This is a genomic window from Paenibacillus sp. FSL k6-2145, assembly GCF_037976585.1.
Taxonomy (GTDB): domain Bacteria; phylum Bacillota; class Bacilli; order Paenibacillales; family Paenibacillaceae; genus Paenibacillus.
On record NZ_CP150267.1, the window covers coordinates 426,239 to 452,013 of the forward strand.

23 protein-coding genes are annotated in these 25,775 nt (G+C 46.5%); 7 read left to right on the plus strand and 16 right to left on the minus strand.

All coding sequences use genetic code 11. The annotated features are described in order from the left end of the window. Window positions 1-4 precede the first annotated feature (4 nt). Both NZ043_RS01910 and NZ043_RS01915 read right to left on the minus strand, forming a co-directional pair. Complete coding sequence (locus NZ043_RS01910) at window positions 5-559, minus strand: methylated-DNA--[protein]-cysteine S-methyltransferase (protein WP_036617114.1); 555 nt, start codon at window positions 557-559, stop codon at window positions 5-7. A gap of 42 nt (window positions 560-601) precedes the next feature. Beyond that, window positions 602-1,306, minus strand: coding sequence for a DNA alkylation repair protein (locus NZ043_RS01915; protein ID WP_339310419.1), 705 nt, complete (start codon window positions 1,304-1,306; stop codon window positions 602-604). 191 nt (window positions 1,307-1,497) lie between these two features. Between NZ043_RS01915 and mgtE the strand changes: the two genes are divergently transcribed. Next, the gene (gene mgtE / locus NZ043_RS01920; RefSeq protein ID WP_051447459.1) at window positions 1,498-2,868 is read left to right on the plus strand and encodes a magnesium transporter; all 1,371 of its coding nucleotides are present in this window, start codon (window positions 1,498-1,500) and stop codon (window positions 2,866-2,868) included. Between the two features lie 69 nt (window positions 2,869-2,937). On the opposite strand, the gene mmsB is transcribed toward mgtE, so the two are convergent. The 6 genes from mmsB to NZ043_RS01950 form a co-directional block, all read right to left on the minus strand. After that, window positions 2,938-4,101, minus strand: coding sequence for a multiple monosaccharide ABC transporter permease (gene mmsB / locus NZ043_RS01925; protein WP_036674453.1), 1,164 nt, complete (start codon window positions 4,099-4,101; stop codon window positions 2,938-2,940). Next, the gene (mmsA, locus tag NZ043_RS01930) at window positions 4,070-5,635 is read right to left on the minus strand and encodes a multiple monosaccharide ABC transporter ATP-binding protein (RefSeq protein WP_253509267.1); all 1,566 of its coding nucleotides are present in this window, start codon (window positions 5,633-5,635) and stop codon (window positions 4,070-4,072) included. Before mmsA ends, mmsB begins: the two co-directional genes overlap by 32 nt. 21 nt (window positions 5,636-5,656) lie before the next feature. Then, window positions 5,657-6,742, minus strand: a complete 1,086-nt coding sequence (chvE, locus tag NZ043_RS01935; RefSeq protein ID WP_301291288.1) for a multiple monosaccharide ABC transporter substrate-binding protein — start codon at window positions 6,740-6,742, stop codon at window positions 5,657-5,659. Window positions 6,743-7,108: 366 nt separating this feature from the next. Beyond that, window positions 7,109-8,359: a response regulator gene (locus NZ043_RS01940; RefSeq protein ID WP_339312626.1), complete on the minus strand. Its 1,251-nt coding sequence runs from the start codon at window positions 8,357-8,359 to the stop codon at window positions 7,109-7,111. A 56-nt stretch (window positions 8,360-8,415) separates the two neighbouring features. Then, the gene (locus NZ043_RS01945; RefSeq protein ID WP_339312628.1) at window positions 8,416-10,284 is read right to left on the minus strand and encodes a sensor histidine kinase; all 1,869 of its coding nucleotides are present in this window, start codon (window positions 10,282-10,284) and stop codon (window positions 8,416-8,418) included. A gap of 91 nt (window positions 10,285-10,375) precedes the next feature. Further along, window positions 10,376-11,383, minus strand: coding sequence for a substrate-binding domain-containing protein (locus NZ043_RS01950; RefSeq protein ID WP_133385835.1), 1,008 nt, complete (start codon window positions 11,381-11,383; stop codon window positions 10,376-10,378). A gap of 206 nt (window positions 11,384-11,589) precedes the next feature. On the opposite strand from NZ043_RS01950, the gene NZ043_RS01955 reads away from it, so the two are divergent. Together NZ043_RS01955 and NZ043_RS01960 are read left to right on the plus strand one after the other, a co-directional pair. Continuing rightward, window positions 11,590-12,171, plus strand: a complete 582-nt coding sequence (locus NZ043_RS01955; RefSeq protein WP_091020334.1) for a LysE family transporter — start codon at window positions 11,590-11,592, stop codon at window positions 12,169-12,171. Window positions 12,172-12,190: 19 nt separating this feature from the next. Continuing rightward, window positions 12,191-12,967 (plus strand): AraC family transcriptional regulator, encoded by a 777-nt coding sequence (locus NZ043_RS01960; protein ID WP_339310423.1) that lies wholly within the window; start codon window positions 12,191-12,193, stop codon window positions 12,965-12,967. A 174-nt stretch (window positions 12,968-13,141) separates the two neighbouring features. On the opposite strand, the gene NZ043_RS01965 is transcribed toward NZ043_RS01960, so the two are convergent. Then, on the minus strand, window positions 13,142-13,714 hold the full coding sequence (locus NZ043_RS01965; protein ID WP_339310425.1) for a hypothetical protein: 573 nt from the start codon (window positions 13,712-13,714) through the stop codon (window positions 13,142-13,144). A gap of 172 nt (window positions 13,715-13,886) precedes the next feature. Here NZ043_RS01965 and NZ043_RS01970 point away from each other — a divergent pair, with 172 nt between their 5' ends. After that, window positions 13,887-14,552, plus strand: coding sequence for a phosphatase PAP2 family protein (locus NZ043_RS01970; RefSeq protein WP_339312630.1), 666 nt, complete (start codon window positions 13,887-13,889; stop codon window positions 14,550-14,552). Window positions 14,553-14,714: 162 nt separating this feature from the next. Here NZ043_RS01970 and NZ043_RS01975 read toward each other — a convergent pair whose 3' ends face one another. Next, the gene (locus tag NZ043_RS01975) at window positions 14,715-16,148 is read right to left on the minus strand and encodes a glycoside hydrolase family 1 protein (RefSeq protein WP_036617092.1); all 1,434 of its coding nucleotides are present in this window, start codon (window positions 16,146-16,148) and stop codon (window positions 14,715-14,717) included. A gap of 307 nt (window positions 16,149-16,455) precedes the next feature. On the opposite strand from NZ043_RS01975, the gene NZ043_RS01980 reads away from it, so the two are divergent. After that, on the plus strand, window positions 16,456-17,397 hold the full coding sequence (locus tag NZ043_RS01980) for a YafY family protein (protein ID WP_339310427.1): 942 nt from the start codon (window positions 16,456-16,458) through the stop codon (window positions 17,395-17,397). Between the two features lie 73 nt (window positions 17,398-17,470). After that, a complete protein-coding gene (locus tag NZ043_RS01985; protein ID WP_339310429.1) occupies window positions 17,471-18,286 on the plus strand; it encodes a class I SAM-dependent methyltransferase in 816 nt (271 codons plus the stop codon). A 99-nt stretch (window positions 18,287-18,385) separates the two neighbouring features. On the opposite strand, the gene NZ043_RS01990 is transcribed toward NZ043_RS01985, so the two are convergent. The 3 genes from NZ043_RS01990 to NZ043_RS02000 all read right to left on the minus strand — a co-directional run bounded on the left by NZ043_RS01990 (window position 18,386) and on the right by NZ043_RS02000 (window position 21,287). Beyond that, on the minus strand, window positions 18,386-19,180 hold the full coding sequence (locus NZ043_RS01990) for a hypothetical protein (protein ID WP_091027784.1): 795 nt from the start codon (window positions 19,178-19,180) through the stop codon (window positions 18,386-18,388). A gap of 122 nt (window positions 19,181-19,302) precedes the next feature. Beyond that, window positions 19,303-19,719, minus strand: coding sequence for a hypothetical protein (locus tag NZ043_RS01995; RefSeq protein WP_339310431.1), 417 nt, complete (start codon window positions 19,717-19,719; stop codon window positions 19,303-19,305). A gap of 287 nt (window positions 19,720-20,006) precedes the next feature. Next, the gene (locus tag NZ043_RS02000; protein ID WP_339310433.1) at window positions 20,007-21,287 is read right to left on the minus strand and encodes an XRE family transcriptional regulator; all 1,281 of its coding nucleotides are present in this window, start codon (window positions 21,285-21,287) and stop codon (window positions 20,007-20,009) included. Between the two features lie 203 nt (window positions 21,288-21,490). On the opposite strand from NZ043_RS02000, the gene fabV reads away from it, so the two are divergent. Beyond that, on the plus strand, window positions 21,491-22,684 hold the full coding sequence (gene fabV, locus NZ043_RS02005) for an enoyl-ACP reductase FabV (protein ID WP_339310435.1): 1,194 nt from the start codon (window positions 21,491-21,493) through the stop codon (window positions 22,682-22,684). A gap of 184 nt (window positions 22,685-22,868) precedes the next feature. Here fabV and NZ043_RS02010 read toward each other — a convergent pair whose 3' ends face one another. The 3 genes from NZ043_RS02010 to NZ043_RS02020 form a co-directional block, all read right to left on the minus strand. Continuing rightward, window positions 22,869-24,116, minus strand: a complete 1,248-nt coding sequence (locus tag NZ043_RS02010) for a crosslink repair DNA glycosylase YcaQ family protein (RefSeq protein WP_339310437.1) — start codon at window positions 24,114-24,116, stop codon at window positions 22,869-22,871. 121 nt (window positions 24,117-24,237) lie between these two features. Further along, window positions 24,238-24,465, minus strand: coding sequence for a hypothetical protein (locus NZ043_RS02015; protein WP_091027777.1), 228 nt, complete (start codon window positions 24,463-24,465; stop codon window positions 24,238-24,240). A 164-nt stretch (window positions 24,466-24,629) separates the two neighbouring features. Beyond that, entirely contained in the window at window positions 24,630-25,748 is a 1,119-nt protein-coding gene (locus NZ043_RS02020; protein WP_339310439.1) for an NADH-dependent flavin oxidoreductase, read from the minus strand. Window positions 25,749-25,775 lie beyond the last annotated feature (27 nt).

Consider the following 25,775-nt stretch of genomic DNA (forward strand, 5'->3'; position numbering starts at 1 on the left):
TCCATTAAAAATGAAACCGCGCATGCCCTCCATCGGTCACACCTTCAATCTGTTCGATATCCAGCAGTCTGCGCTTCATCTCCAAACCTCCGCGGAACCCTGTCAGCTTGCGATTAGCCCCAATAATACGGTGGCAGGGTAACAATACTGGAATTGGATTGGCTCCATTTGCAGCCCCAACCGCTCGCACAGCCGAAGGTCTTCCAATCGCAGCAGCTATATCACCATAGGTCCGAATTTCACCATAAGGCACACGCCCTAGCTCTCTCCATACCTCCTGCTGGAAGTTCGTTCCGATCAAGTCCAGTGGGATCGCATCTGTATAAGCCATCGGTTCCCCTGCAAAATAGGACTGTAACCAGTCCATCATACCTGTTTGTTTCAGAGCATCCTCGTTCTCTTCCAGTTCCACGCCAGGTGCAACTTTCTGTATCCAGCCGTTCCAGTCCTCCAGTGTTTCGTTGGGCATGACCACTCGGCACAATCCTTGTTCCGTAGCGAGCAGCACCCATGGACGACCGTCCAACTGCATCGTAGTGTACATCAACTTTTTTCTCATCCGTTTATCGCCCTCTCCCCGGTGGAATGCTTAATGCTAGAACTAGGAGGTAATCTGCTTCTTCACCTTACGTTTCATACTGCGGATTATCTGCTTGCTCTCTGGATCAACGCGATAAGATTCCGTGATTTTCTGAAGTGCCTTATTATACGTAAAATCGTCCAAGGTATTATCCTTTAGATACCGCAGAGTCACCTCAGGTTGTTTCACATAAGCCATTGAGATGGCCCAAGCAACTGCCATTTTCACATAATACGCCTCGTGTCTAATCTGATCCAATGCGGTTAGAACCTGATCGATATATCTCTCATTCAGATAAAAATTCAACAGCATTACCACACCAAACCGGATTTCATATTCCTGATCTGATCTCAGATACGGCTGCAAGAACGCCCACATCGGCTCCGAATGGAGCTTCGTATATTTCAGTCCGGCACAGAAGCTGTCACACACCGACCAGTTGTCAATCTTCGGTACAAATGTTTCAATAGCCTTTAACAGTTCGTCCAGATCAGCCTGTACATGTCCAATGACCATCGCTTGCAACATCACTTCTTCAAAATATTCATCCTCTGCCGTTTCCAGATACGTGCGCCAGTCGCCGGCGGCAAGCTGCTTGGCAATTTTTCGTAAGGCCGGCAACCTTACACCAAGTACATTCGTGATGTTGGGAATAAGCGCAGCCGAGAATTTCTGATACTCCGGCTCAACCATGCTGAGCAATTGTGTTCTGATATCTGCTTCCACTAGCGCATGTCCTCCTCGTCTGTTGCTGTACAACAAGTATATCCTTGCAGCGGCTGTTTGTAAGCCCATATCGAATGTTTGAGCAAGATTACAATATCATTTTGGATATTCTCTTTTTTTCTCCATTTGTTTAACCGCCAACCTATTTCGTTTAAAAATATGAAGCTGACCGAATAGAAAGGAGTGTCGATATGAACGGACCTCATACCAAGAAAGATTTCTCCGTGGAGGAGATCACCGAACAACTCGTACAACATGTACAATCCCGGAACCTTCCCGACTTCTATAAATTGGTGAAAGAACTGCATCCCTACGACCTCTCACTTGTATATAAAAAGTTCCCTGAAGAAGAAACCAATCGGTTTCTGCTCCTGTTCAAACCTGATGCTCTGGCGGATCTCGCCGAGACCTTGAAGCTGCACGAACAGATTCAACTGTTTGAACGACTTGGGCCGGAACGAACACTTGAAGTCATGCAGCAGATGGACAAAAGTGACCTGATCCGGTTCATGCACGATTTGCCTGCCAAACGCAGAGAAGAATTGCTGTCCAATATGAATCTGGACCACTCTGCCATTATCCGATCCGTGCTTAATTATCCGCCGGAAACGGCAGGACGCATCATGACAGATCAATATCGGACCCTGCTCGCTCATGAGACAGCCAAGGAAGCCTTACGACAATCGCAAGGTACCATGCATATCTCAGCCTCTAGTTATCTCTATGTAACCGATAATGAAGGCAAACTGGTCGGTGTCGTGAGTTATCGATCCCTTGCCTTGGCTGACGATAAGACCCAGGTTGAAGAACTGATGACCCGGCGGGTGATCCATGCAACGGTTGATATGGACCAGGAAGAAGCAGCACAGCTTCTACAGCGTTATGAGTTCATTGCACTTCCGGTGGTAGATGAAAATCACAGGTTATGCGGTATCATTCAGATGGATGATGTCATCGATATTATTATGGATGAAGCCAGTGAAGATTTGGCCAAGATGGGGGGCGGCAGCAAGGATATCGACTTTGATACCAAACCACTCGTGGCCGTCAGACGCAGGCTTCCCTGGCTCATCTTGCTTCTATTAATTGGTCTAATCTCGGGAAGTATTGTGGATTTCTTCGAGGATACACTCAATCAGGTTGTGGCATTGGCATTTTTCATGCCGATGATCGCAGGTATGACCGGTAACACAGGAACGCAGTCTCTGGCTGTTGTGGTACGCGGACTGATCGGACGCAAACTCGACAAAGCCACTGTACTCGCACTGATTGGTCGGGAGATCAAGGTAGGCATAATGATTGGCTTGGTCTGTGGATTGCTGATTACTGTCATCGCTTATTTCTGGCAAGGGGACTGGCTGCTAGGCGCCATTATTGGGGTGTCTCTGTTCCTCACTCTTGTCATTGGTACACTGACCGGTACCTGCATCCCGCTTCTGCTTAGTCGTTTCAAAGTCGACCCGGCTGTTGCCTCTGGCCCGTTAATCACCACATTAAATGATATCTTGTCCCTGTTTATCTATTTTGGAATCGCCACACGTTTCCTCGATGCCTTGATGTAACTAAGTTGGGCATACAGCAAAACAGACCTGATCCTGAGATCAAGGTCTGTTTTTTCATTTTATCCAGTGTTACGCTGATCTTTTATTTTTATTATAGATATCAAACGCTACAGCGAGCAGTAGTACCAATCCCTTAATCCCCTGTTGCCAGTCAATACCGAGACCAATCAGGGACATCCCGTTATTCAGCACACCCATAACCAAACCACCGATGATGGCACCAAATACCGTACCTATGCCCCCTGAAGCGGAAGCACCACCGATGAAACAGGCCGCAATGGCATCCAGCTCAAAGTTGGTGCCCGCTCTTGGCGTAGCCGCATTCAGACGTGCGGCGAAGATTAACCCGGATACCGCGGCAAGCGTACCCATGTTCACAAAAACCCAGAAGGTTACCTTTTTTGTTTTGACACCGGACAGACCTGCGGCCTTCTCATTACCTCCAAGCGCATACACATGTCGTCCCATGACAGTACGATTCATAACGAAGGAATACACAACGATCAGGACAAAGAGCAGGACCAGAATATTCGGAATACCTGCATAACTTGCGAGTACAAACGTAAATAGATTCGTCACAACAGCCACCACAATCAACTTGAGCAAGAACAGTCCCTGTGACACAACCTCGAATCCATATTTTCGCTGGGAACGGCGTTCACGCAGCTCATTGACAATGTACCAGACGGTGAGCACAAGACCTACAATGATCGATACCAGACCAAAGCCTGAGAATTGAATGTCTGCCAGGAAGCCCGAACTTATTTTCTGGAAACCACCCGGGAAAGGAGAGATCGATTGCCCCTCCAGCACGATCATCGTCAAGCCGCGGAACAGCAGCATACCTGCCAGCGTCACGATAAATGCCGGAATCCGTACATATGCGATCCAGAAGCCTTGCCATGCACCGATCAAAGCGCCAACCAGCAAGGAAGCGATGACTGCAAGCCAAGCCGGAAGCTGCCAATCAACCATCATAATCGCGGCAACGGCACCAACAAAGGCTGCAATGGAACCAACAGACAGGTCAATATGCCCGGTAATGATGACCAGCACCATTCCAATCGCCAGCACCAAAATGTAGCTGTTCTGCAAAATTAAATTTGTAATATTAATCGGCTTGAGCAACAGCCCGCCTGTAAGTACCTCGAACAAGAGCATAATCACTACCAAGGCAATAATCATGCCGTATTGACGGATATTATTTTTGAACAGTTTTGTTATCATTTCCATGCTTGCCGCCTCCAGACTTGGTCATATATCTCATCAACGTTTCCTGCGATGCTTGCTCCCGGCTGACTTCACCGGTGATTCGTCCGGCATTCATCACATAGATCCGGTCACACAGGCCAAGAACCTCCGGAAGCTCAGATGAGATTACCAGCACGCCCTTGCCTTCAGCAGCAAGCCGATGAATGATCGTATAGATTTCGAATTTCGCTCCCACATCAATACCGCGGGTAGGTTCATCCAGGATAAGAATATCTGGTCCGGCAAAAATCCATTTGCTGAGCACCACTTTTTGCTGGTTGCCTCCACTCAGATTACCGGTCTTCTGCAAAATACTTGGTGCTTTGATGTTCATGCTTTTCTTCATCTCTTCCGCCACCAGCACTTCTTCGTGCTCGTTCACTACCGCGTTTCGCGTCAGCTTGCTGAGACCCGTTAAGGAAATATTGCGCTTGATGTCATCCATCAGAATGAGTCCGTATTCCTTGCGGTCTTCTGTCACATAAGCAAACCCATTCTGAATGGCCTCGGTGACGGTATTGTTGTGGATCGGTTTACCATTCTTGATGAGTTGCCCCGAAATATTCCGGCCATAGGATTTGCCAAAGATACTCATGGCAAGTTCGGTACGCCCAGCGCCCATCAGCCCGGCAATACCTACAATCTCACCACGTCTGATATTCATATGGATCTGATCCAGCACTTTTCGCTCGGCATGATGTTCGTGATATACCGTCCAGTCCTTTACCTCAAGGATAACTTCACCAATGGTGGCATGACGCTCCGGATAACGACTGGTGAGATCACGTCCTACCATGCCGCTAATAATCCGGTCCTCTGTCACTTTTTCCTTCTTCATATCCAACGTCTCAATTGTCTTGCCATCCCGTAAAATAGTCACGGAATCGGATACCTTGGATACCTCATTCAGCTTGTGCGAGATCAGGATACAGGCGATGCCCTGTTTCTTGAATTCCAGCATCAATTGCAGCAGATTTTCACTGTCATCCTCGTTCAGCGCAGCGGTTGGCTCATCCAGAATAAGCAGCCGAACCTTTTTGGAGAGCGCTTTAGCAATTTCGACCAGTTGCTGCTTGCCTACCCCGATGCTGGATACCAGCGTGTTTGGATTTTCGCTCAGTCCCACCTTCGAGAGTAGCTCCCTTGTACCCACAAAAGTTTCCTTCCAGTTGACAATTCCTCTGCTGGCACGCTCATTGCCCAGATATATATTTTCCGCGATCGAAAGGTAGGGAATCAGGGCCAACTCCTGATGGATAATAACGATTCCCAGATCCTCGCTCTGCTTGATATCCTTGAACTCACAATTTTTGCCCTGAAATAAAATGTCGCCTTCATACGTGCCATGTGGATATACACCACTCAGCACCTTCATCAACGTAGATTTACCTGCGCCATTTTCACCACATATGGAATGAATTTCGCCTTCACGGACTTTCAGATTGACATTTTCCAGCGCTTTGACGCCAGGAAAGGTTTTGGTGATGTTTTTCATTTCCAGAATGATTCCGGCCATGGGATGTGCTCCTTTCATCTATTATTTCAGTCCGATTTCTTCCTTTGTGTAATACTGTGTACCAACGATATCCTGCTCCACATTTGTACGGTCCACCGAGATGGGATCCAAGAGATACGCCGGAACAACATTAATTCCGTTGTTATACGATGTTGTATCATTAACTTCCGCCTGTTTTCCTTGCAAAATACTATTGGCCATCTCTACCGTCTTCTCGGCTAGCTTCCGCGTATCCTTGAACACGGTCTGCGTCTGTTCCCCGGCCACAATCGACTTGATCGAGGCAAGTTCGGCATCCTGTCCTGTAATAACGGGCAACGGTTTGTTCGAAGTACCGTAACCAATCCCTTTCAAGGATGAGATGATACCAATACTGATTCCATCATAAGGAGATAATACTGCATCCAGATTATCACCCGAGTAATACGCACTCAGCAGGTTATCCATCCGTGACTGGGCAAGTGCCCCGTCCCAGCGCAAGGTAGCAATCTGGGCCATCGTCATCTGCTTGCTGCGTACCACCAGTTTGCCGGAATCGATGTACGGCTTCAGCACAGACATCGCACCGTCGAAGAAGAAATAGGCGTTATTATCATCAGGAGAGCCGCCAAACAGCTCAATGTTATACGGTCCTTTTCCATCCTTGAGCCCAAGCTTTTGTTCGATGTAGGAGGCTTGAAGCACACCCACCTTAAAATTGTCGAACGTGGCGTAATAGGTCAAGTAAGGCGTATTGCGAATGAGCCGATCGTACGAGATCACTTGTATCCCTTCGTCATGTGCCTTCTTGATCACATCCGTTAATGTGTTGCCATCCACGGACGCGATGACCATCACATCCACACCTTTGGTGATCATGTTTTCAATCTGTGAAATCTGATTCTCGACCACATCCTCAGCATACTGAAGATCGGTTTTGTACCCCTGCTCCTGAAACAGACGGACCATGTTCTCCCCGTCCCCCACCCATCGTTCTGATGATTTAGTTGGCATCGATATACCGACATATCCCTTTTCTTTACTGCCTGGGCCACTCTCTGCCAGATTGCAGGCCGAGAGCATCAAGGTCATCACCAGAAGCCAGATGAGCATTGCTCCTTTTTTCATATGAAGTTCCCCTTTCCTCACGTCATACGGTTCTGAATGAGTTCTAAGATAACGCTTACAATGCATGTGGTACATTCTGTTGCTTTGTGTTCCTGTCTGAGACCAATGGTAGCATTGGAGAAGCCGTAAGGTCTTTGCACGTTTTGAACCTTTTTTATAAAAATTTAACTTTTGATGGAAACGCTTAAAGTTCAAGTGTGACCCATGAGATACCATAACAGAGTCAAAAAAAAAGACATGCTCCACTTCGCTTCACACGAAGTAGAACACATCCAGCTCTTTCATCATACGTCTTAATGATCAAGTATTGCGGTTATTTCTGTTGAGGTAAGTCTTTTGATTGGCCTCATATGCTACATATTATATTTAATTCGCAGAAGGATGATAAGCCGTTCCCCCGTTCTTTCGATACTGCACTGGCGAAATGCCCATTGTTTTCTTAAACGCGGTGCTGAAATAATGCTGGGTGTCATAACCTACACGCTCAGCTATGGTGTGGATCGGAAGTGTTGTTGAGTCCAACAGCTGTATAGCCTTGCGAATGCGAGCATGGGTGACAAGCGTGACAAAGGAATCATTCAGCTCTTTCTTCAACACACGACTAAGATATACGGCAGATACTTGTAGACGGGAAGCGAGCGATTCCAGGGTCAGTTCCCGCTCGGCATATTCTTCGTGAATAAGTTGTCTTGCCCGGCGAACCAGAGGCGACAACTGCACTTCCCCGTATACCCGTTCCCGGCAATGACGGTACGTATCCGGCGTTTCTTCCAGTGTCCCTGCATGTGTCTCCACATGAGCATGAATGGCAATATTCAGGCAAGAACTGATCTGCTGTTCCAGAAGGGACTCTATTTCTTCAGGGGCTTCCTGCCACAGACATATGCCGATCAACCCGCTTACGTCCCGAAACAGGACATGTGGCACGTCCCCCAGTAGTTCACTAATTATATTTTCCACTGCATACAGAAACAACTGACGATCATTCTCTCTCAGTATCGTCTGACGAGCTTCAGCGGCAGGCCAGCGTACGACCCCAATCTGCACAGGTGGGACGGGGGGCAGCCGCAAAAACACAAGCTGCTCCGTCAGATCCCTCCCTTCAGCCTGCCCCTCCAACCACTCCAGCATAAATCGCTGGCGAAGCAGCGGGATATTACGTTCAATCTGATGAGCTGCCTGTTGTACATATGCCGTCCTCTGGTGTTCTTCAGTAAGTCGCTGATGTAATCGCTCAAGTGCAGCATATAATTGTTCTGCTTGCACAGGTTTTAAGATGTAATCCTCTACCCCAAGACGAACCGCCTCCTGCGCATATGCAAATTCATCATGTCCCGAGATGATCAGGTAACGACAGTCCGGGCACTTCTGCTGAAGGGCACGGATTAGTTCGATTCCGTTCAGGAATGGCATATTCATATCAACGAGGACAATATCCACACCCAAGTCAGCCGCCCGTTCCAGCGCTTCCTCGCCATCTTCCGCTTCACCAACAACCTCCATCCCGAGAGTTGTCCAGTCAATGGCATCCCGAATCCCCTCACGAATGATCGGTTCATCATCAGCGATGAGCACGCGGTATTTCTTCGCCACATGGCTATCCGGCGTAATCTCCATTACTGTGGTCGATGCGGATGTCTCATCTGTTTCAGTGGAAGTTGTCACGGTCAACTTCATGAATTTTCCCATTCACTCTCCTGCCTCTCTTCGTTATTGATTTGCTTGGTTGCCGGGAGCTCTCGCATCAACGGATGAATGATGGTCACACGAGTTCCTTCACCTTCCTGGCTCTCCAGCATAATACCGTATTCATCACCAAAGGACAGCCGGAGACGGGCCTGCACATTCAACATTCCATAACTTTTGCCTGTCATCCCAGGCGAAGACGCTTCCAAACTTGCTAGAGGAGCTTCGAGCAGATGCTGCATCTCGGCCAGTCGTTCGTTGGACATGCCTGCTCCATTATCCTGAACGGTCAGCAGCAGTCTGTTATGTTCCAATCTGGCCTCCACCCGAATGTGTCCCGGCCCACGCCTGCCCTTGATTCCATGATAGATTGCATTCTCTATCAGGGGCTGAAGCAGTAGCTTTAACACAAAAAGGTCCCGCAGTTCCTCTGGAATATTCAATGTATACTGAAGACGATCGCGGTATCGTGTCTGCTGAATTTGCAGATAGCTGGTCATATGCTCAATCTCGGAGTGCAGCGGAATGTAATCCTGTCCTTTACTAAGCCCTATGCGAAATAATCGAGATAACGCACCAACCATGCCGGATACATCTTCTGCACCCTCTTTGCGTGCCATCCAATGAATCGTATCCAAGGTATTGTACAAAAAGTGTGGTTTGATATGCTCCTGCAAACTTCGCATTTCAGCGTCGCGTTTCTGCCGCTCCCGCAATTCATTTAGTGATATCAGTTGTCTAATCTGTGCCAGCATTCGGTTATAACTGTTGCCAAGCATGCCAATCTCGTCAGCACGATCGCTCCAGCGGCCTGGTCTGAGATTTCCGGTCTCCGCCCTGCGCATGTAGGACATGAGCCGGAAAATGGGCTGAGCAATGGAACGGGAGAACCATAAAGAGGCGCTCAGGCCAAACAAACACACCACAAATACAAAGCTAACCACGTAAAACTGGATTTGGCGTACTTCGGATATCGAGTCTCTTGTGGGAAATACCCCTACCGTTCTCCAACCCGTAAAGGTAGACGACTGGTACATGAATAATAACGTTCCACCTTCTGTATCAGCAGTAAACGTTCCACTCTCACCGGAGGGGAACCAGTCTGTGGGAATGTGTTCTATTAGCGGATGCTCAGGCTTGTATACACTTTGACCCTCTGCATCCGTCACCATCACATAACCGGATTTCCCCAAGGTTACATTACGGGCAGCCTGAGAGACGGACCTTAGTTTAAGATCAATCATAATAACGCCCCGCACACGTCCTGACGCCTCATCCGTTATGGAACGTGCAACCGATACAATCTCATCGTCCTTGTACCGTACATGTGTCGTGAGATTACGCTCTTTTGGCTGACCCAATACCATGAAAATGCCCGGATTGGCCGAAGCTTTTTGATACCATTTTTCCTGGATCAGGCTCTGTTCCGCCCGGGGATACATCTCGTTGCTAATATAGTCACCACGTTCATTAACAAGAACAATCCCGGCGATTTCAGGATACAACGTTGTGAACCCCTGCAAGGTTTGTTTGATGCCATATAACCGATTTTGCTCCGTTGCGGCATTGTTGTCCATGTTCATCGGTTCGATGCCTGCATCATCATTCAGTGGCATTTTGTCGTCCATAAAAGCATCAATATCCGGGTCAAATGCAATCAGATAGGTCATGTTTTGCAAATTTTCCATTTTGCTGTTCAGAGCTTCATTCACTTTGCCAATCAGTTGCATGGTATGCCCTTCAACCTGTCGCTCAACTACCCGCTCCACCGTCCAGTTCACAAGCAACCCAAGTCCTACGGAAGGTACAATGGCGAATAATAGAAAAAGCAGCATCAGCTGGTAGCGAAGGGGCATATTACGCAAGCGTAAACGCCGAATCCCGTTCCTGAAAGTGGAGAGAATTGCTCTCCTGCTCCAAGGCCTTGGACTCTTGAAATCTCCCTTGTTATTTGGCATAGTAATCATCCACATCCGAGCGTGTCACCACAGAGATCCCTGTGTCCACCATCACGGGAAGCGGTGCATTTTCACCGGATGAGGATGGGGCCGGAACCGTTAACTGGTGATGCAGATGGAACAAATATTGGAGTGACCAATATCCCATATTCCAGGTTCCCTGTGCAATGGTAGCTGAGATCGTACCATTCTTGATCATGTCCAATGTATCCTTATTCGTATCAAACGAAATAATCTGCAATGGATGTCTGTCCCCGGCAGTCTGAACGGCTTCCCCCGCTCCTGCTCCTCCGGTAGCTTCAGTCACAAAAATACCCGCCAGCTCCGGATGTTCCTTCATCATTCTCAGTGTTTCGTCTCTGGATACCATCGCATCACCGTGTCCGTCTGCAACTTCAACGACCTGCATGGAAGGGTATCTTTCCTTGATCGTATCGCGGAAGCCCTTTGTGCGCTCTTCATGATTTTGTTGTCCTGGCGAGGTTACAACCGCGACCTTTCCCTCACGACCCAGCAGTTCAGCCATTTTATCGGCGGCCATTACACCCGACTTGTAATTATCTGTCCCAAGAAAAGTATAGGCCTGACTGCCAGGTGCATCCGCGTCAAATAATACAACAGGGATATCTGCGTCGATTGCCTTGTTAATCGCTGGAACTAGCGATTGCGGATCGATTGCAGATATGGCAATACCCGCAGGTTTACGAGCGATGGCCTGCTCAATTACCATGGTCTGCTCCTTCGCGTCATACCGGGTAGCTCCGCGATATTCTACGGTCACACCAAGTGCATCCGCGGCATCCTCGAAACCTTTGAGCGGGCTCTTCCAATACTCCAGCCCGGACTGGAATGTAATCATGATATACGTCTCTCCGATATCGCCGCGCAGCCCCCGGTCCTCCCATGAACTGTTTACCTGACTGGTGTATTCGAATCTCAACACATACAATGCAAAGGCTGAGATTAGTAAAATGTATACCAGCAGTATTTTTTTCATTCCGTTCACTTCCTCAAGTGGTCTGATCACCTTGTACATCGTCTAAATTGTAAACGCAATCATTCAAAAAGAAAACCACCCCTTATTTTTTAAAAACAAGCGCATGCTGTTAATGGTGTATCTGCTGCAATAATGTACTATATGGTTTCTCCCTCTGGACGTATGATCATGGAACTAGACTACAACCAGAGGAGAGCATCATCATTATGAATCTTGCATCTTTTTTAATCTACTGCATCGTTGTTACATTCACCCCCGGCCCCAGCAATATCGTAATTCTTTCTTCTACACAAATCGTTGGCGCACGAAAAACAATGCGTTATGTCTGGGGAGCTACACTGGCATTTGGTCTGTTGCTTACCGCATCAGCTTTTCTTAATCAACTTCTTGCTGGCGTGTTGCCCGGAATTCTGAAAGTGATGCAGATCGTCGGCGGTCTGTACATGGTGTATCTGGCGTACCAGATCTACAAGATGGGTACCACCGAGGATGCACCGAAACAAGTTACCGGATTCTGGAACGGTTTCATCATGCAATTTGTGAATCCAAAGGTGGTCTTGTTTACTTTCACGGTCATTCCAAGCTATGTATTGCCCTTTTATCAAAGTTCCTTCTCATCGTTTCTGTTTGTGCTGCTCATTACGTTCATTGGTTTTCTGGCTTATTCCAGTTGGGTTGTTTTTGGCACGGTTTTCAGAACGCTGCTGAATCGGCACCAAAAATTACTGAGTATTCTCATGGCACTTTTTTTGTTATACTCAGCCATTATAGTATCCGGATTGATCTAAAGCTTGGGAGGTGTGCTGCATGGAACGGTTTAACTATAAAAAGTCGCAAGACGTGCTGGCACTATCCGCCAGCTTTACTGATTTTGCATACAAAAAACATTGCCACGAAGAGTATGCGGTTGGCGTAACCCTGCGCGGCATTCAACAATACAACCTGGACGGACAATATCAGGCGTCTCACCAAAATGGTGTCATGTTATTCAACCGTGAACAGTCCCATGATGGAAGCTCCTACGATAAGGCTGGCATTGATTATGTGATGCTGTATTTGAAGGCGGATTTGGTTGAGGAGATTATAGGCAAAAAGGAATTGCGTTTTGGAAGTCCCATCGTCTATGATCCCGAGCTTGCACGTAGCATTCTGATGCTGAACGATGCCGTTCAACTCAGACAGGACGAAGCCGAGTGCAGCGAACGGGTCTTCGATCTCGTCCACCTTCTGGCTCAGAAGGAGATGGATACCAAGCTCTGGTTGCCTCAGGACAACCTGGTCCGCAAAGCCAAGGAAATCATGTTTTGCAGTACCGAAGATGTACTCAAGCTGGACAACCTCAGTTCCGAATTTGGCATGTCCAAGTTTCAATTTATCCGTGAATTCAAGGCACAAGCCGGCATATCCCCTTACCAGTTTTTCTTAAACTGCAAGGTGGAGCGTGCCCGTCAATCCATCGAAATGCAGAAGGACGTTTATGCTGCTGTTGCCGATTGCGGATTCGTGGATCTGACCCATCTGAATCGTCATTTCAAACGGGTATTTGGTGTCACAGCTTATGAATACATGTTGCAGCTAAACTAGTTTCATAAGATCGATAGTCCCTGCTCCAATTGGATACAATTTTGACGCCAATCCTGAAAATCCCCGTATAGAACGTTAATGTACCTTAACACTCTGTACGGGGATTAGTTTCTTTTTTTGTCATACAAACCTTATGTTATACAATCCAACTTTCAAATTTCATTAGACCTGCAATCAGATTCTTTTCTTTCGTCTCCAGACCCATACGATTGTCAACGCTGCCAATAAAATGACTCCACCATATAAGACGAGTTGGAAATATTCACTTCGCCCATCATTGGTTTCTCCAAAATCTTCTTTACTTACAACCTTGCCCGCGCCAAGCAATTTCAGATCGTCTCCGGCTTGTTCAATTGGAACATTGCGACTGCACAGATTTGTATGTAGCTTATGATCCACTTCATATTGATAAGCATAGATCAGGTAGGACTGATTCTTTTCAAATTGAATGCCACAGGATTCAGACCCTCCGTCACTCGAAAGGATTTTCATCTTTTTGGCATTAACCCCCTTCCATGCAGTATCTACATCAAAGGTATACTCTCTTAATAAGCCATCATGCTTCGACTGTTGAGAACGTCCCTTCTTCACCACTTCTCCTGTAAATACAGTTGTGTTTGTCTTCAATCTCTCTTGAACATCACTCTCGACACAACTGCAAGCATACACTTTCTCTCCGGGAAATAGAGCTAACCCAGACGTAACCAACAGTAAGACCAACATGCACATCACCAACCATCGTTTCATTCCGACCGCTCCCCTCCTACATTCTCTGCTTGAACAACCGTTGTTAAGGTTACATATTTTTATTGCTGCTATATTTATTGTAAAATTATAGCACAATACAAATATCGTTATGTCCGACATACGCAAGGACACAACATACGAAATCAACTATTACGGAGGAACTCAACATTTGATGCACAACTGGAAAAAGAATATCTCATTCCCGCTGCTCGTTGCAGTGTTATGCATGATCGCCTTTATAAGCATCGCCCTGTCCATCAGCGACAACCAGATTCATCGATTTGATGATACGCTGATCGGCTGGATTCAGGGGTTGGAATCCCCTGGTATGACACAATTCATGCACCTTTTTACCTGGATCGGCAGCGAAATGCCAGTGGTCTTCATTACCATCATCGCCATGATTGTGTTATACGTTTACCTGCGACACAAACGCGAACTGCTCTTCCTGGCTTGTGTGCTCGCAGGTTCAACCCTGTTAAATGCATTGCTCAAGCTGGTATTCCAGCGTGCCAGACCTACCATTAACCGGATCATTGAAGTGAGTGGTTACAGCTTCCCCAGTGGGCATTCCATGGCAGCATTTAGCCTGTACGGTGGACTGGCATTTCTAATCTGGAAACATGTACCCACCGTCACCGGACGTGTGCTGATGATTGTGGCCAGCGCCGTATTTATACTGACCATTGGTATAAGTCGTATCTACTTGGGGGTCCATTATCCAAGTGATATCGTAGGCGGATACTTCTTGAGTGGTTGCTGGCTCTCCACATGCATATGGTTTTATCGGCGGCATTTGGAGCGCATGTCCCAACTGCAAAGCAGAAGGCTGGCCTAGGCGGTCCGCTATTGAACTAAACCAAGAAAAACCCGGCTTTCCTTAACTGAAGGATAGCCGGGTTTTTTTATATTCATATATAGTAGTCCTGAACTCGTTCAGGATACATGGATCCGCTTGTCCCATTTAAGCGAACAGACGGATCAGTTTTTTTACACCAAATTATAACTCTTCACCATTGGATTCGATGACTTTTTTGTACCAGTGGAAACTCTTCTTCGGTGTTCTACTTAAGTCACCATTACCATCGTTGTCCTTGTTGACATGAATGAAGCCATAACGCTTCTTCATCTCTCCAGTGGATGCACTAACCAGGTCGATACATCCCCACATGGTGTAGGCAATCAGATCTACGCCGTCAGCTACCGCTTCTTTCATTTGTTCAATGTGACCTTTCAGATAATCAATGCGATAGTCATCTTGAATGGAGCCATCTTCCTCTACCACATCGACAGCACCCAAACCGTTCTCAACCACCATCAGTGGAATCTGGTAACGATCATACAGATGATTCAGTGTGTAACGCAGTCCTTTTGGATCGATCTGCCAACCCCAGTCGGAAGCTTCGAGATATGGATTTTTGATACCGCCCAGCAGATTACCTTCTGCTCTCTCGAGGGACTCGTCCGCACTTTCAACCAAAGACATATAATAACTGAAGGAATAGAAGTCTACGCAGCCTTCGCGCAGGGTCTGCTCGTCTCCCGGTTGCATCTCGATCTGGATACCTTCTTCGGCGAAGAAACGTTTGGCGAATCCAGGATATGCTCCACGAACCTGTACATCACCGCAGATCATATTGGAGATTTGGTCTTTCTTCTGTGCAAGCAACATGTCGTCCGGGTTACATGTGTTTGGATAGGTGGTCATGAAAGCGACCATACAGCCGATCTGGAAATCAGGGTTAATCTCATGTCCCAGCTTCACCGCTTTGGCACTCGCAACGAATTGGTGATGTAATGCCTGGAAACGAGTCTGTGGATCATCCACTCCGTCGACCAGTGTCTCTTTACCTTCAAACAGAATACCTGCAGCCATATAAGCACCCATCGGCATCGTCAGACAGTTGATTTCGTTGAACGTCAGCCAGTATTTGACCTGATCCTTGTATCGATTAAAGAGGGTTGTACAATAACGGATATAACAGTCGATGACTTCACGGGAAGCCCAGCCATTATACTTCTGTGTCAGACCGAATGGTGTTTCATAATGGGAGATCGTTACGAGCGGCTCAATATTGTACTTTTTCAACTCGGCAAAAACATTATCGTAGAACTGCAATCCCTCTTCGTTTGGCTCCAGATCGTAACCATTCGGATAGATTCGGGACCAGTTGATGGACATGCGGAACATTTTGAAGCCCATCTCTGCCATCATGGCAATATCTTCTTTGTAATGACCGTAAAAATCAACCGCTTCATGGCTCGGATAATACGTGCCCTCTTCCAGTACAGGCGTAATCCGGCGTGGAATCGTGTGGGTTCCCCCTGTCATCATGTCAGACGTGCTTGGCCCCTTGCCACCTTGATTCCATCCACCTTCGAATTGATTGGCAGCCGTTGCGCCACCCCAGTAAAATCCTTCTTTCATTGTCATGACCAGTTCCTCCTTCATATTTAACTCATTTCGATATAAAGTGCTGATATTATGCGAGTAGCCGTTCCGGTCACGAATCGTTCTTCTGATCGCTGTTATCCTCGGATTTCTTTTATTCCCATTTTTAGATGGAAAAATCCGATGATAAATGCGAACACTTCGTTTCTTCAGAATCGATATCGTCCCCTTCACTACTTTGCAATAAATGAAGAACAAATTATAAATCTGAGTCAAAATGTCTTGGTAAGACTTTTATACCAGTGTACCATCCATACCCTGACACCTATTGTCATGGTATAATCAGAGCATGGAAAATAACCGACTATTTCGAATGTTGCTTTTGTTATTGGAGAAAAAGAAAGCCACCGCACCAGAACTCGCCCGTATGTTCGAGATTTCTGTACGCACGGTGTATCGCGATATCGACCGGCTGAGTGCCGCGGGCATTCCCGTCTATACGACGACCGGCAAGCATGGCGGTATCCATCTGATGGACAACTATGTCATGGACAAATCCCTGTTGTCGGAAGAAGACCAGAACGAAATTTTGATGGGACTATACAGCATCAGTGCGATCCCACACCTGAATAGTGCCCATATGCTGCAACGGCTGACCGCCCTGTTTGATCACAAACTGGATTGGATCGAATTCAATTTCTCACCATGGGGAAGCATCCCTCTGCAAGAGAGAGAACTGTTCAATCAGGTGAAACATGCCATATTAACGAATCAACTAATTACGTTTCATTATGTTAATTCGGATGGCGAGAAAAGTAGGCCGACTGTGGAGCCACAGAAGCTTATTTTCAAAAATAGTACATGGTACTTCAAAGGCTATATTCATGATGATCCTGATCGTAAAGAATTCGAGACATTCAAGATGAAACGGATCACCCAGTTGACTTTTCTGGCGAGAAAACACGATCACTCTGTTACTGCCGGATCAAATGACCCTGAATCAGAAGCAGCTCCTGTTCTGACTCCTCTTACACTCTCGTTCTCCAGCAACATTGCATACCGAGTGTATGATTTTTTCGAACCTTCCCTCATTAAAAAAGAGCCTGATGGCCGGCTCCGTGTGTCTCTCGAACTGAATGTAGGGGAATGGCTCTACTCCTTCCTGCTGTCGTTTGGTTCCGAGTTGACCGTAATCGAGCCTGTTCATGTTGGACAGGAATTGCTCAGACGTCATATCAAAGCCGTTGAACATTTGCAGAACGTCATGAACAAACTTCCCAACAAAGAATGATATAATATAGGCCTATACAACTTTTGATCACAGCTGACTCTCCGTCATCCATCTGACCGAAGGAGGTTTATTCATGCAAGACATTAGACGCAACAATGTGGAACGTTTCAAAGGTTTTGGTACGTTATACGATCAGAACCGACCAGCCGCTCCCACTGAAGTGGTGGATATTCTAACGACATATCTTGGCAGCACACCGCGTATGGTCGCAGATGTTGGCTGTGGCACCGGCTTATCCTCGTGGATCTGGCTTAATGAGGCTGAACGTATCATCGGCTTTGAACCCAGCGATGACATGAGGTCTGTAGCAGAATCCAAGTGGGAATCTGCCGGGAAGCCGGATAACCTGCGGTTTGTGTCCGGCTTGTCTCATGACCTCGGACTACCAGATGGCAGTGTGGATGTGCTAACCTGCTCCCAATCATTTCACTGGATGGAGCCGCAATCCACACTACGCGAGTTTGCACGTGTACTTCGTACAGGGGGCATATTTGCTGCCTACGATTGCGACTGGCCGCCAATGTTAGACTGGCAGTTAGAACAAGCATATCTGCAGCTGAATAAGGAAGCAGATCAACGAGCAGCCAGTCTGGCTCCCCAGGATAGCCAGGCACATAAATGGAGCAAGGATGGGCATTTGCAGCAGATTCAAGAGTCCGGGCTGTTCCGATATGTCCGGGAAATCGTATTTCATCACCACGAGACCTTTGATGCAGACCGATACGTGAACCTGGCCCTGAGTCAAGGCGGCTTGCAAACGGCGTTGAAGCTCGGAGCGGATGATCTATTAACAGCGGCCGACGACTTCAGAGCGCTGGCTAATCGTGTATTTGACGGAGAATCCAGAAAAGTACTCTTTTCTTATCGCATGCGCCTTGGTATTGTCTGAAAGTAGTCCGTTGCTTGCATCTCTCATACATACCAAAATGAAAAAGGAGGTCCTACACGTCATACACATGATCTGTAGGATCTCCTTTTGTCTACATCCTCAGGAAGAGAATAGGTCACTTAATTGTCGCTCCTGTACATTCAATGCCAACACCAATTTGGTCGGGTCTTGTCTTGAATAAATGACGTTAATGATATGACCTTGCTGCACCTGAGGCAGCGCGGACGACAAAATCTCTTTTTGCGTTGTCACATTGAAGGTTTCACCGTTCGTCTTTGTTATGCTGAGTTTGAGCTGAAGCTTGATCTTATTACTACCTCCACTCCCAAGTGGAGTGACATCGAGAATCTTGGCCATCGCTTTTTCACCTGTTCTCGCAATATCCATCATTTCAGGTGATACCCCCTGCTGTACCATCTTCTCATCCAGTAATTGCTGCATATCTTCTTGCGACAACCGCCCTTTCAGATCAAGTCCTACCTTGCGCTCATCCTTTACAGAAACGACTAACGGAATGAAACTGCCCGGTTGGAACTGTGCCAGGGAGGTCAATGGAATGACTGTTTTCATCTCCGTATCGTATTTCTCACGCCCCTTACGCGACACCGTCAGACCCAATCGAACCTCAGGCTGTTCATTAATATACGTACCTGTCTGTTGTATAGTTTTAATGACCCCAACTGCTGGTAAACCTGTCTTCACTCGACCTACGCCAAAAATATTGCTCAAAATCGCAGGAACAAAGATCAGTGCAAACCCGGCAAAGATTGCCGGAGTATACCACCATGCCTGCATAATCATAAATGGATCGTTCCACAGCTGCTGTGCCAGAAATGGGGAGAACCCCACTCCGAACACCGTTAATACGCCAATCAATCTCAGGAAACCTACCATATGACCCACCCTCTCTTAATCCTTCTCTTAATATCTCTATCAACACCTTTAATAATGTATCTATTAATCGTTGTTATACGCATTATTTAAATAGAGTATCTCTGTCTATAACCAAATACCTTCTAGATGGACACTAGACCCATGTAGATCAGTTCGGACGGATTCGCTGGATTCTGACCCAGTCCCACCCGATCGCCTACTCGTGGAATCTGCATTTTGGACACCAATGTCTCCAATGTTCGCTGATACTGGTTGCCGCTTGTCTCTGTCACATCCAATACAAGCACAACAATCGGATCAAAGTTAATCAGTTTGCCTGTATCGGTGATCGTCACCACCGTAGCCGTAGCAGTTAAAGGCAGAGAACCACTTGCCGCCAACTGTGCCTGCTTTGCCGAATCCAGACTTTGGTTGATCGCCTCCCGATGTTCCTTTGATACAAAACCTTTCATCATCATGCCAGTGAGTCCTTTATTCATCATTTTATCCGCTTTAGCAATTGCATCTTCCTGTTTGTTCTTTTTACCGAACCATCCCATATCAAGCACCTCATTTGTTTTATTTGTTTTTATTTATGATTATAGTTAAATTATAAACACCGTGACTTGTCCTTGAATACCCTTCTGGCGGCATACAAAAAAAACGAAAAATCCGGCAATTGAATTACGGGATAATCGTTTCTTTGGTAAGGAATAATGCTAATTTCGCAAAAAAAGATCTGCTAATCCGATCTTCATTTCACGATTGGCAGCTATATTTTGTGCCAAGTGCTTTGGCAATGCACCAAATCATGCCATAATCAGGCTCTTCCAAGCCGATTTCCACTCTATTTTTTGCGTAACAGATAGACCAGTTTCCGATAATACATGGCTGCTTCCTTGTATTTCCGCTGATCCTCGGATACTACGGCCATCCCCTCATATAACGGTTCAAGCCGCATGACGTGCTGCGCGGATTCAAAATAAGGCAGACAGGCAAGCGCCCGCTCCATGAAAACTTCGCGATCTCCATGCGCAAGAGCCAGATGGCTCTGGTAGAAGGTTGCGCTCATCTGCTGGTCCTGTGTTATTGCACATTTCAAGAGTTGATCTACACTCTGCGCGAGCACGCCCCAGTTCTTCCGCGCCAGAGCCACTTCGCATCGATATACACTGACGAGCGGCCGCATCGCGAGCTGTGTTTCTTCCGTTTCCTGCTGCAATAGCGATTCAAATCGTTCAATCTCAGCCTGAGCCTGATCCAGTTCACCTGTCATTGTCAGCATGACAATCCGATTGTTGGCAATCGCCGTCACCAGATCTCCCTGATTGCCCGCATACACGAGGTTCGCCTCCGCCATGGTTAATGCCGAGAGTGCCTCCTGAACCAGCCCCATCGCAAAACAATAGCCACTATATGCCACATATAACCCGGACAACCGATGGAACATCCGCTGATCATAGACATGACGCATCGTAAGCTCGAATACCTGTTTTGCCTCTTCATACTGTTTGACCTGAATGTAGGCTTCCATCTTGATATTTTGCACAGACAGCCAGAATTCACTGCCAGGAAGCGCCAACTCACTGAGCCTGGTTGCATGAGTTAATACATCTACAAAGGCCATTTTGGAGCGATAATATTGTATTTTATAGAATAAAAGTGCCTTGACTAACGGACGCGGCAAATCGATATCGTCTGGACGACCGTATTTCTCCAGATAAAAATTGAGGTAGGACGTATGTATATACTCATGAGCTGTTGCATCGTTTAATTGTTGATAATAGACCGCCTTCATCAAGGCCGTTGTCAACTCTACGGTCAGCGTGTCATCCCGATCTGCCAGTGCATGCACCGTATCTTCGAATATCGCCGAAGCTGGAACAGACATTTGTTCGAAAATAACCTCTGCACGTTCGAGTGTTTCCTCGTCCTGAGCCGCAGCTTTTAGAATATAGGAAGGGGATACCCCAAGACGCCCGGCGATGGCTTCTGCCAAGTCCTCAGGTAGCGGATAACGATCAGCCAGGATATTGGCAAAGTGGGCCTGCGTGACCAGACCTTCCACAAGGTCTTTACGGGAGATTTGTTTTCTTTTGCTTAGCAGTTCAATCCGTTCCTTAAGCATGGTATCCCTGTCCTTTCTATCCTAACAAGCGAGTACATTCTATTCACATCATCGCAAAATTAGAGATATAACGCCACCCTTCCGGCGAAATCAAACGAAACGGTTTCCGTTTCCGAGGTAATTGTTTTACAATAAGAAAGTATGTGTAAGAGCATTTTATCGAAATGCTGAATCATGAGCTGAATATGAAAGGATGCAAATAAATGATTATTAAACCAAGAACACGTGGTTTTATTTGTACCACTTCCCATCCTGTAGGTTGCGCTGCCCAAGTGCAGGAACAGATCGATTATGTGAAATCCCAGCCTGAGCTGAAAGGACCGCGTAATGTACTCGTGATCGGTGCTTCCACCGGATACGGTCTGGCGTCACGCGTCGTTTCTGCTTTTGGAGCGGGAGCGAATACAGTCGGCATTTACCGTCCGAGCAGTTCTACAGAAAAACGTACGGCGTCAGCAGGTTGGTACAACTCCGCTGCATTCGAAAAAGCCGCTGAGGAAGCAGGCCTGAAATCGTACAGCATTACAGGTGATGCATTTGCAAACGAAACACGAGACAAAGCCGTTGAACTGATTCGCAGTGAACTCGGTCAAGTCGATCTGGTTGTATACAGCGTAGCCTCCGCACGCCGTACCGATCCGAACACAGGGGAAGTATTCAACTCTGTGCTGAAGCCAATCGGACAATCCTACACGAACAAAACGGTAAACTTCCACACAGGCGAAATCAGCTCTGTTACTCTTGAGCCGGCAACCGAAGAGGAAATTCGTCAAACGGTAACCGTTATGGGTGGAGACGATTGGGAACTGTGGATGGATGCCCTGCAACAAGGCGGTGTGCTTGCTGACGATGCAACAACGATCGCTTTCTCCTATATCGGTCCTGAACTTACGCATGCCATTTATCGTGATGGTTCCATCGGTCAAGCCAAGAATCATTTGGAAGCAACTGCACATAAGCTGAATGATCGTCTGAGTGCCAAAGGTGGACGTGCTTACGTAACTGTAGCCAAAGCGCTGGTGACTCAATCCAGCTCCGCGATTCCAGTGGTGCCGCTGTACATCTCAGCATTGTACAAAGTCATGAAAGAAAAAGGCTTGCATGAGGGATGCATCGAGCAATTGCACCGTCTGTTCGCTGATCGCCTGTATGCAGGAGGGGAAGTTCCAACCGATGCAGAAGGTCGCATTCGCATTGACGATTGGGAGATGAGAGCTGACGTTCAGGAAGAAGTGGAGAAACTCTGGAATGAGTTAACCACAGAGAACATCTACGATCTGTCTGATCTGGAAGGTTACCGTCGCGAATTCTTCCAGCTGTTTGGTTTTGAAACCGATGGTGTGGATTATGAAGCAGATGTTGATCCAAACGTTGAAGTGCCTCATCTGGTGAACTAAAGAAGTTTTTGCGTGGACGTGAGCTTAGGTTTTCGTTAGAGCTAACTTGCGGATATCATGTTAAACATATGATTATAAAATCAATGAAGGAGGAGCCAATTGGCTCCCCCTTTTTTGTCCTTTTTAAAATCCCCTCAACAATTCCAATTTTCCGTATCCATACATTCTTTCGTATATCTCCTAATCAAATCGATTTAAGCAGCTTTTTCAGCTCTTTTGGTACCGTCTTCTCGATAGTAATGGAACGTGCTCCATGCATGGACGCAAAAAATTGAAGTCCCTCCCGAAAATCCGTGATCCATTCCTCCACAGGTGGAGCAGTCTCTTCCATCGATAACAAACGAACGGTAAGTACTCCGGTTTTGCGATCAAGTCGTGGGTCCATACGTCCAATCAACCGATCACCGTGCAGAATAGGCATGGCATAATAACCGTAGGTTCTTTTCACCTCTGGGGTATAAATCTCCCATTTATAATGAAAATCGAATAAATCAACAATACGTTCTCTTCTCCATAATAGGTTGTCCAGCGGTGGCAAGAAACGGACCGGGCCTGATGGATCATAGTGTGGCTCTTCCCTTTCCATGTGCAGCAGCAAATCTTCATCTTCAGCACGTATATAATAAGGCGTCACCACGTCCTCCACCTTAAGCGGGATCATTCGCCCATCTGACACACGGGCAGCAATATCGGCGCGTCGTTCAGCCGCTGTAGATTTCAGCCAACCGAGTCGGGGATCACGGGCATCTACGACACGATACGCATGAATGTATTTATCCAGCAGAGCCTGTCTCTGGGCAAATAAATCGATGTCTTCTTTTATCGTAAGTCCCTGTTGTTGCAATCCGGATTCGGTAATATGAAAATAACGTTCATTCCCCTGCCTCGCCACCACACGAATCACAGCGGAGTCTAACAGTAAATTCAGAGCAAGTGTAGTATCCTTTGTCTTTGGCACATCTGCACTGTCCCAATAACCACTTACCCGCTCAACAGCACGGAAGGCTCTGGAAGGTAAAGGTCCTTCTTCCTTCAAACGTTGTAACACATGCTGCACTGTTTTCTCCAGACCTTGCAGGGAAGAAGCCAGACGCTCCCTTAATCGGGCACGCACAGGTTCAAAGAGAGCATAATCCTCGATTGGAATGACACAGGCAGCATTTGCAAAATATTCAAACACCTTGTGATCACTCAGCAGCGTATTTAAGCTGTCAGCAGTATAACCAGGATCACGAGCCCCCAGCACCAAATGCTGGTTTCCAGTTACAGCAGCCACAGGATCGATCTGCACGCAACCAAGGGAGCGAATCAAACTCAAAACTTGGTCCGGTCCTGAAGGTAAGGAAACTGCGGGCCAACGTCCAAGTAAAGCTTGCGTTTGCAGTAAAAAACGCCGAACGATTTTTTTATTCATGTGCAGCGCTGTTGTCATATGTATAGGTTCTTCCCTTCATTAAATATACAAGGATTTATAGTCCAATTTATTAAGATACATTGATTTTAACAGTCCACATGATTACTTTCCAACCAAAGAAAGAATTTTATCGTCTTACTTATCCAGCAATCGGCGCCTCATAGACAAAATAAAAAGAAGCACCACCATCCTGGATGATCTGCTTCTTGTGTTTGACCTTTTGCAATTTTTCCTGCTTCGTAGGCATGAGCCGTACATGCTGGGATAACGCACCATAATCTCCGTTAACTCTTCGGCTCTGTTCCGAGCACCATTGACCTGACCGCTCTGCTTTGCGTAATGCTTTTTGTGTTTGTGTACGTGCCATAATGGATCACACACTCCTTTGGTTGATATACACTCAATATATCATGTGCAGCTACGCAAGTGAAGGTGAAGCATTTTTTGTTGAAGCGGATAAATTAATACAAAAGTTCTTGAAGTCAAAAAAGGCCGCTATTATTAGCGTCCTTTTTTGATCTTTCATCTTCTTTATTGTTCAACTTTAAACCATGGACCTGCATTTTGTATGACACCCCATAGTTTCGCTGGCAACATAAGATCTCTAACGTTAGATGATTTAATCACGTTTTGAATTTCCGATTCTCTTCCTTGTTGAACTTTTTCAATCCACTCTGGATCGGAGATTAATACACGTCCAATTACCGCTAATGAAAGTCCTTTCTCCAAGCTTTCAGAGACATCCTCTGGGCTTTCCAAAGAACCCGCTGCAATTACTGAAATTCGATTATTCGCATGTTCAACAATCAGCTCAAGATACGTTTTTTCGTTATCTTGGTTATATTTTGGTTTTGACGTAAGGGCTTGTACCAAGGAACCATGAACATAATCAACATTTTCTTCAATCAGTTTATCAATCAGTGCGTAAGTATCTTTCATTCTAAGGGCATCTTGTTGATGTTCCTCTGGGGAAATGCGGTAACCTAAAATAAAAGGTTTTGTCGAATATCTCTCAATAGCTTTTTTCACCTCTCGAATAACAGCTAGTGGAAAACTCAGACGTTTTTCTAGTGATCCCCCCCATTCGTCTTGACGTTTGTTGAAGAATGGAGATAAAAAGCTTTGAAGTAAAAAACCGTGGGCTCCATGGAGTTCAACACCATCAAAACCAGCTTCAATTGCACGTCTTGTAGCTTCACCGAACGCATGTATAATTTCCAGAATTTCTTCATGCTTGAGTTCTCTAGGGGATACTGCTTCAGTCAGAGCAACACCGCTCGGACTTACCACTTCACCATTAGGAACTAATTCAGCAATCGCTTTATCTCCAGCATGGAACAATTGAAGAATTGCTGGAGCTCCTCCACTCTTAGCAGCATCTGCCAATTTTTTTAGACTAGGGATAAATGAATCATTATATGCGGCGAATTCATGTGTAAATCCAATCCCATTGGGTAGGACATGAGTACAGCCCGTGATAACTAAACCTACACCATTCACTCTTTTTTTATAATATGCAACTTCCTCATCGGAAATCGTGTAATCATCATTACTTGACCATGTCGTCATCGGAGACATAACCACTCTATTCTTTAAGGTAATCCCTTTATTGAATATAAAGGGTTCAAACAAGTTATTAAATTTACTCATTGTACGTTCTCCTTTGTATTTTGATTT

Coding starts and splice junctions, on each gene's coding strand:
- NZ043_RS01910 (WP_036617114.1), bottom strand. CDS start 559: ATGAGAAAAAAGTTGATGTACACTACGATGCAGTTGGACGGTCGTCCA.
- mgtE (WP_051447459.1), top strand. CDS start 1,498: ATGAACGGACCTCATACCAAGAAAGATTTCTCCGTGGAGGAGATCACC.
- mmsB (WP_036674453.1), bottom strand. CDS start 4,101: ATGGAAATGATAACAAAACTGTTCAAAAATAATATCCGTCAATACGGC.
- mmsA (WP_253509267.1), bottom strand. CDS start 5,635: ATGGCCGGAATCATTCTGGAAATGAAAAACATCACCAAAACCTTTCCT.
- chvE (WP_301291288.1), bottom strand. CDS start 6,742: ATGAAAAAAGGAGCAATGCTCATCTGGCTTCTGGTGATGACCTTGATG.
- NZ043_RS01940 (WP_339312626.1), bottom strand. CDS start 8,359: ATGGAGATTACGCCGGATAGCCATGTGGCGAAGAAATACCGCGTGCTC.
- NZ043_RS01945 (WP_339312628.1), bottom strand. CDS start 10,284: ATGCCCCTTCGCTACCAGCTGATGCTGCTTTTTCTATTATTCGCCATT.
- NZ043_RS01950 (WP_133385835.1), bottom strand. CDS start 11,383: ATGAAAAAAATACTGCTGGTATACATTTTACTAATCTCAGCCTTTGCA.
- NZ043_RS01955 (WP_091020334.1), top strand. CDS start 11,590: ATGAATCTTGCATCTTTTTTAATCTACTGCATCGTTGTTACATTCACC.
- NZ043_RS01960 (WP_339310423.1), top strand. CDS start 12,191: ATGGAACGGTTTAACTATAAAAAGTCGCAAGACGTGCTGGCACTATCC.
- NZ043_RS01965 (WP_339310425.1), bottom strand. CDS start 13,714: ATGAAACGATGGTTGGTGATGTGCATGTTGGTCTTACTGTTGGTTACG.
- NZ043_RS01970 (WP_339312630.1), top strand. CDS start 13,887: ATGCACAACTGGAAAAAGAATATCTCATTCCCGCTGCTCGTTGCAGTG.
- NZ043_RS01975 (WP_036617092.1), bottom strand. CDS start 16,148: ATGACAATGAAAGAAGGATTTTACTGGGGTGGCGCAACGGCTGCCAAT.
- NZ043_RS01980 (WP_339310427.1), top strand. CDS start 16,456: ATGGAAAATAACCGACTATTTCGAATGTTGCTTTTGTTATTGGAGAAA.
- NZ043_RS01985 (WP_339310429.1), top strand. CDS start 17,471: ATGCAAGACATTAGACGCAACAATGTGGAACGTTTCAAAGGTTTTGGT.
- NZ043_RS01990 (WP_091027784.1), bottom strand. CDS start 19,180: ATGGTAGGTTTCCTGAGATTGATTGGCGTATTAACGGTGTTCGGAGTG.
- NZ043_RS01995 (WP_339310431.1), bottom strand. CDS start 19,719: ATGGGATGGTTCGGTAAAAAGAACAAACAGGAAGATGCAATTGCTAAA.
- NZ043_RS02000 (WP_339310433.1), bottom strand. CDS start 21,287: ATGCTTAAGGAACGGATTGAACTGCTAAGCAAAAGAAAACAAATCTCC.
- fabV (WP_339310435.1), top strand. CDS start 21,491: ATGATTATTAAACCAAGAACACGTGGTTTTATTTGTACCACTTCCCAT.
- NZ043_RS02010 (WP_339310437.1), bottom strand. CDS start 24,116: ATGACAACAGCGCTGCACATGAATAAAAAAATCGTTCGGCGTTTTTTA.
- NZ043_RS02015 (WP_091027777.1), bottom strand. CDS start 24,465: ATGGCACGTACACAAACACAAAAAGCATTACGCAAAGCAGAGCGGTCA.
- NZ043_RS02020 (WP_339310439.1), bottom strand. CDS start 25,748: ATGAGTAAATTTAATAACTTGTTTGAACCCTTTATATTCAATAAAGGG.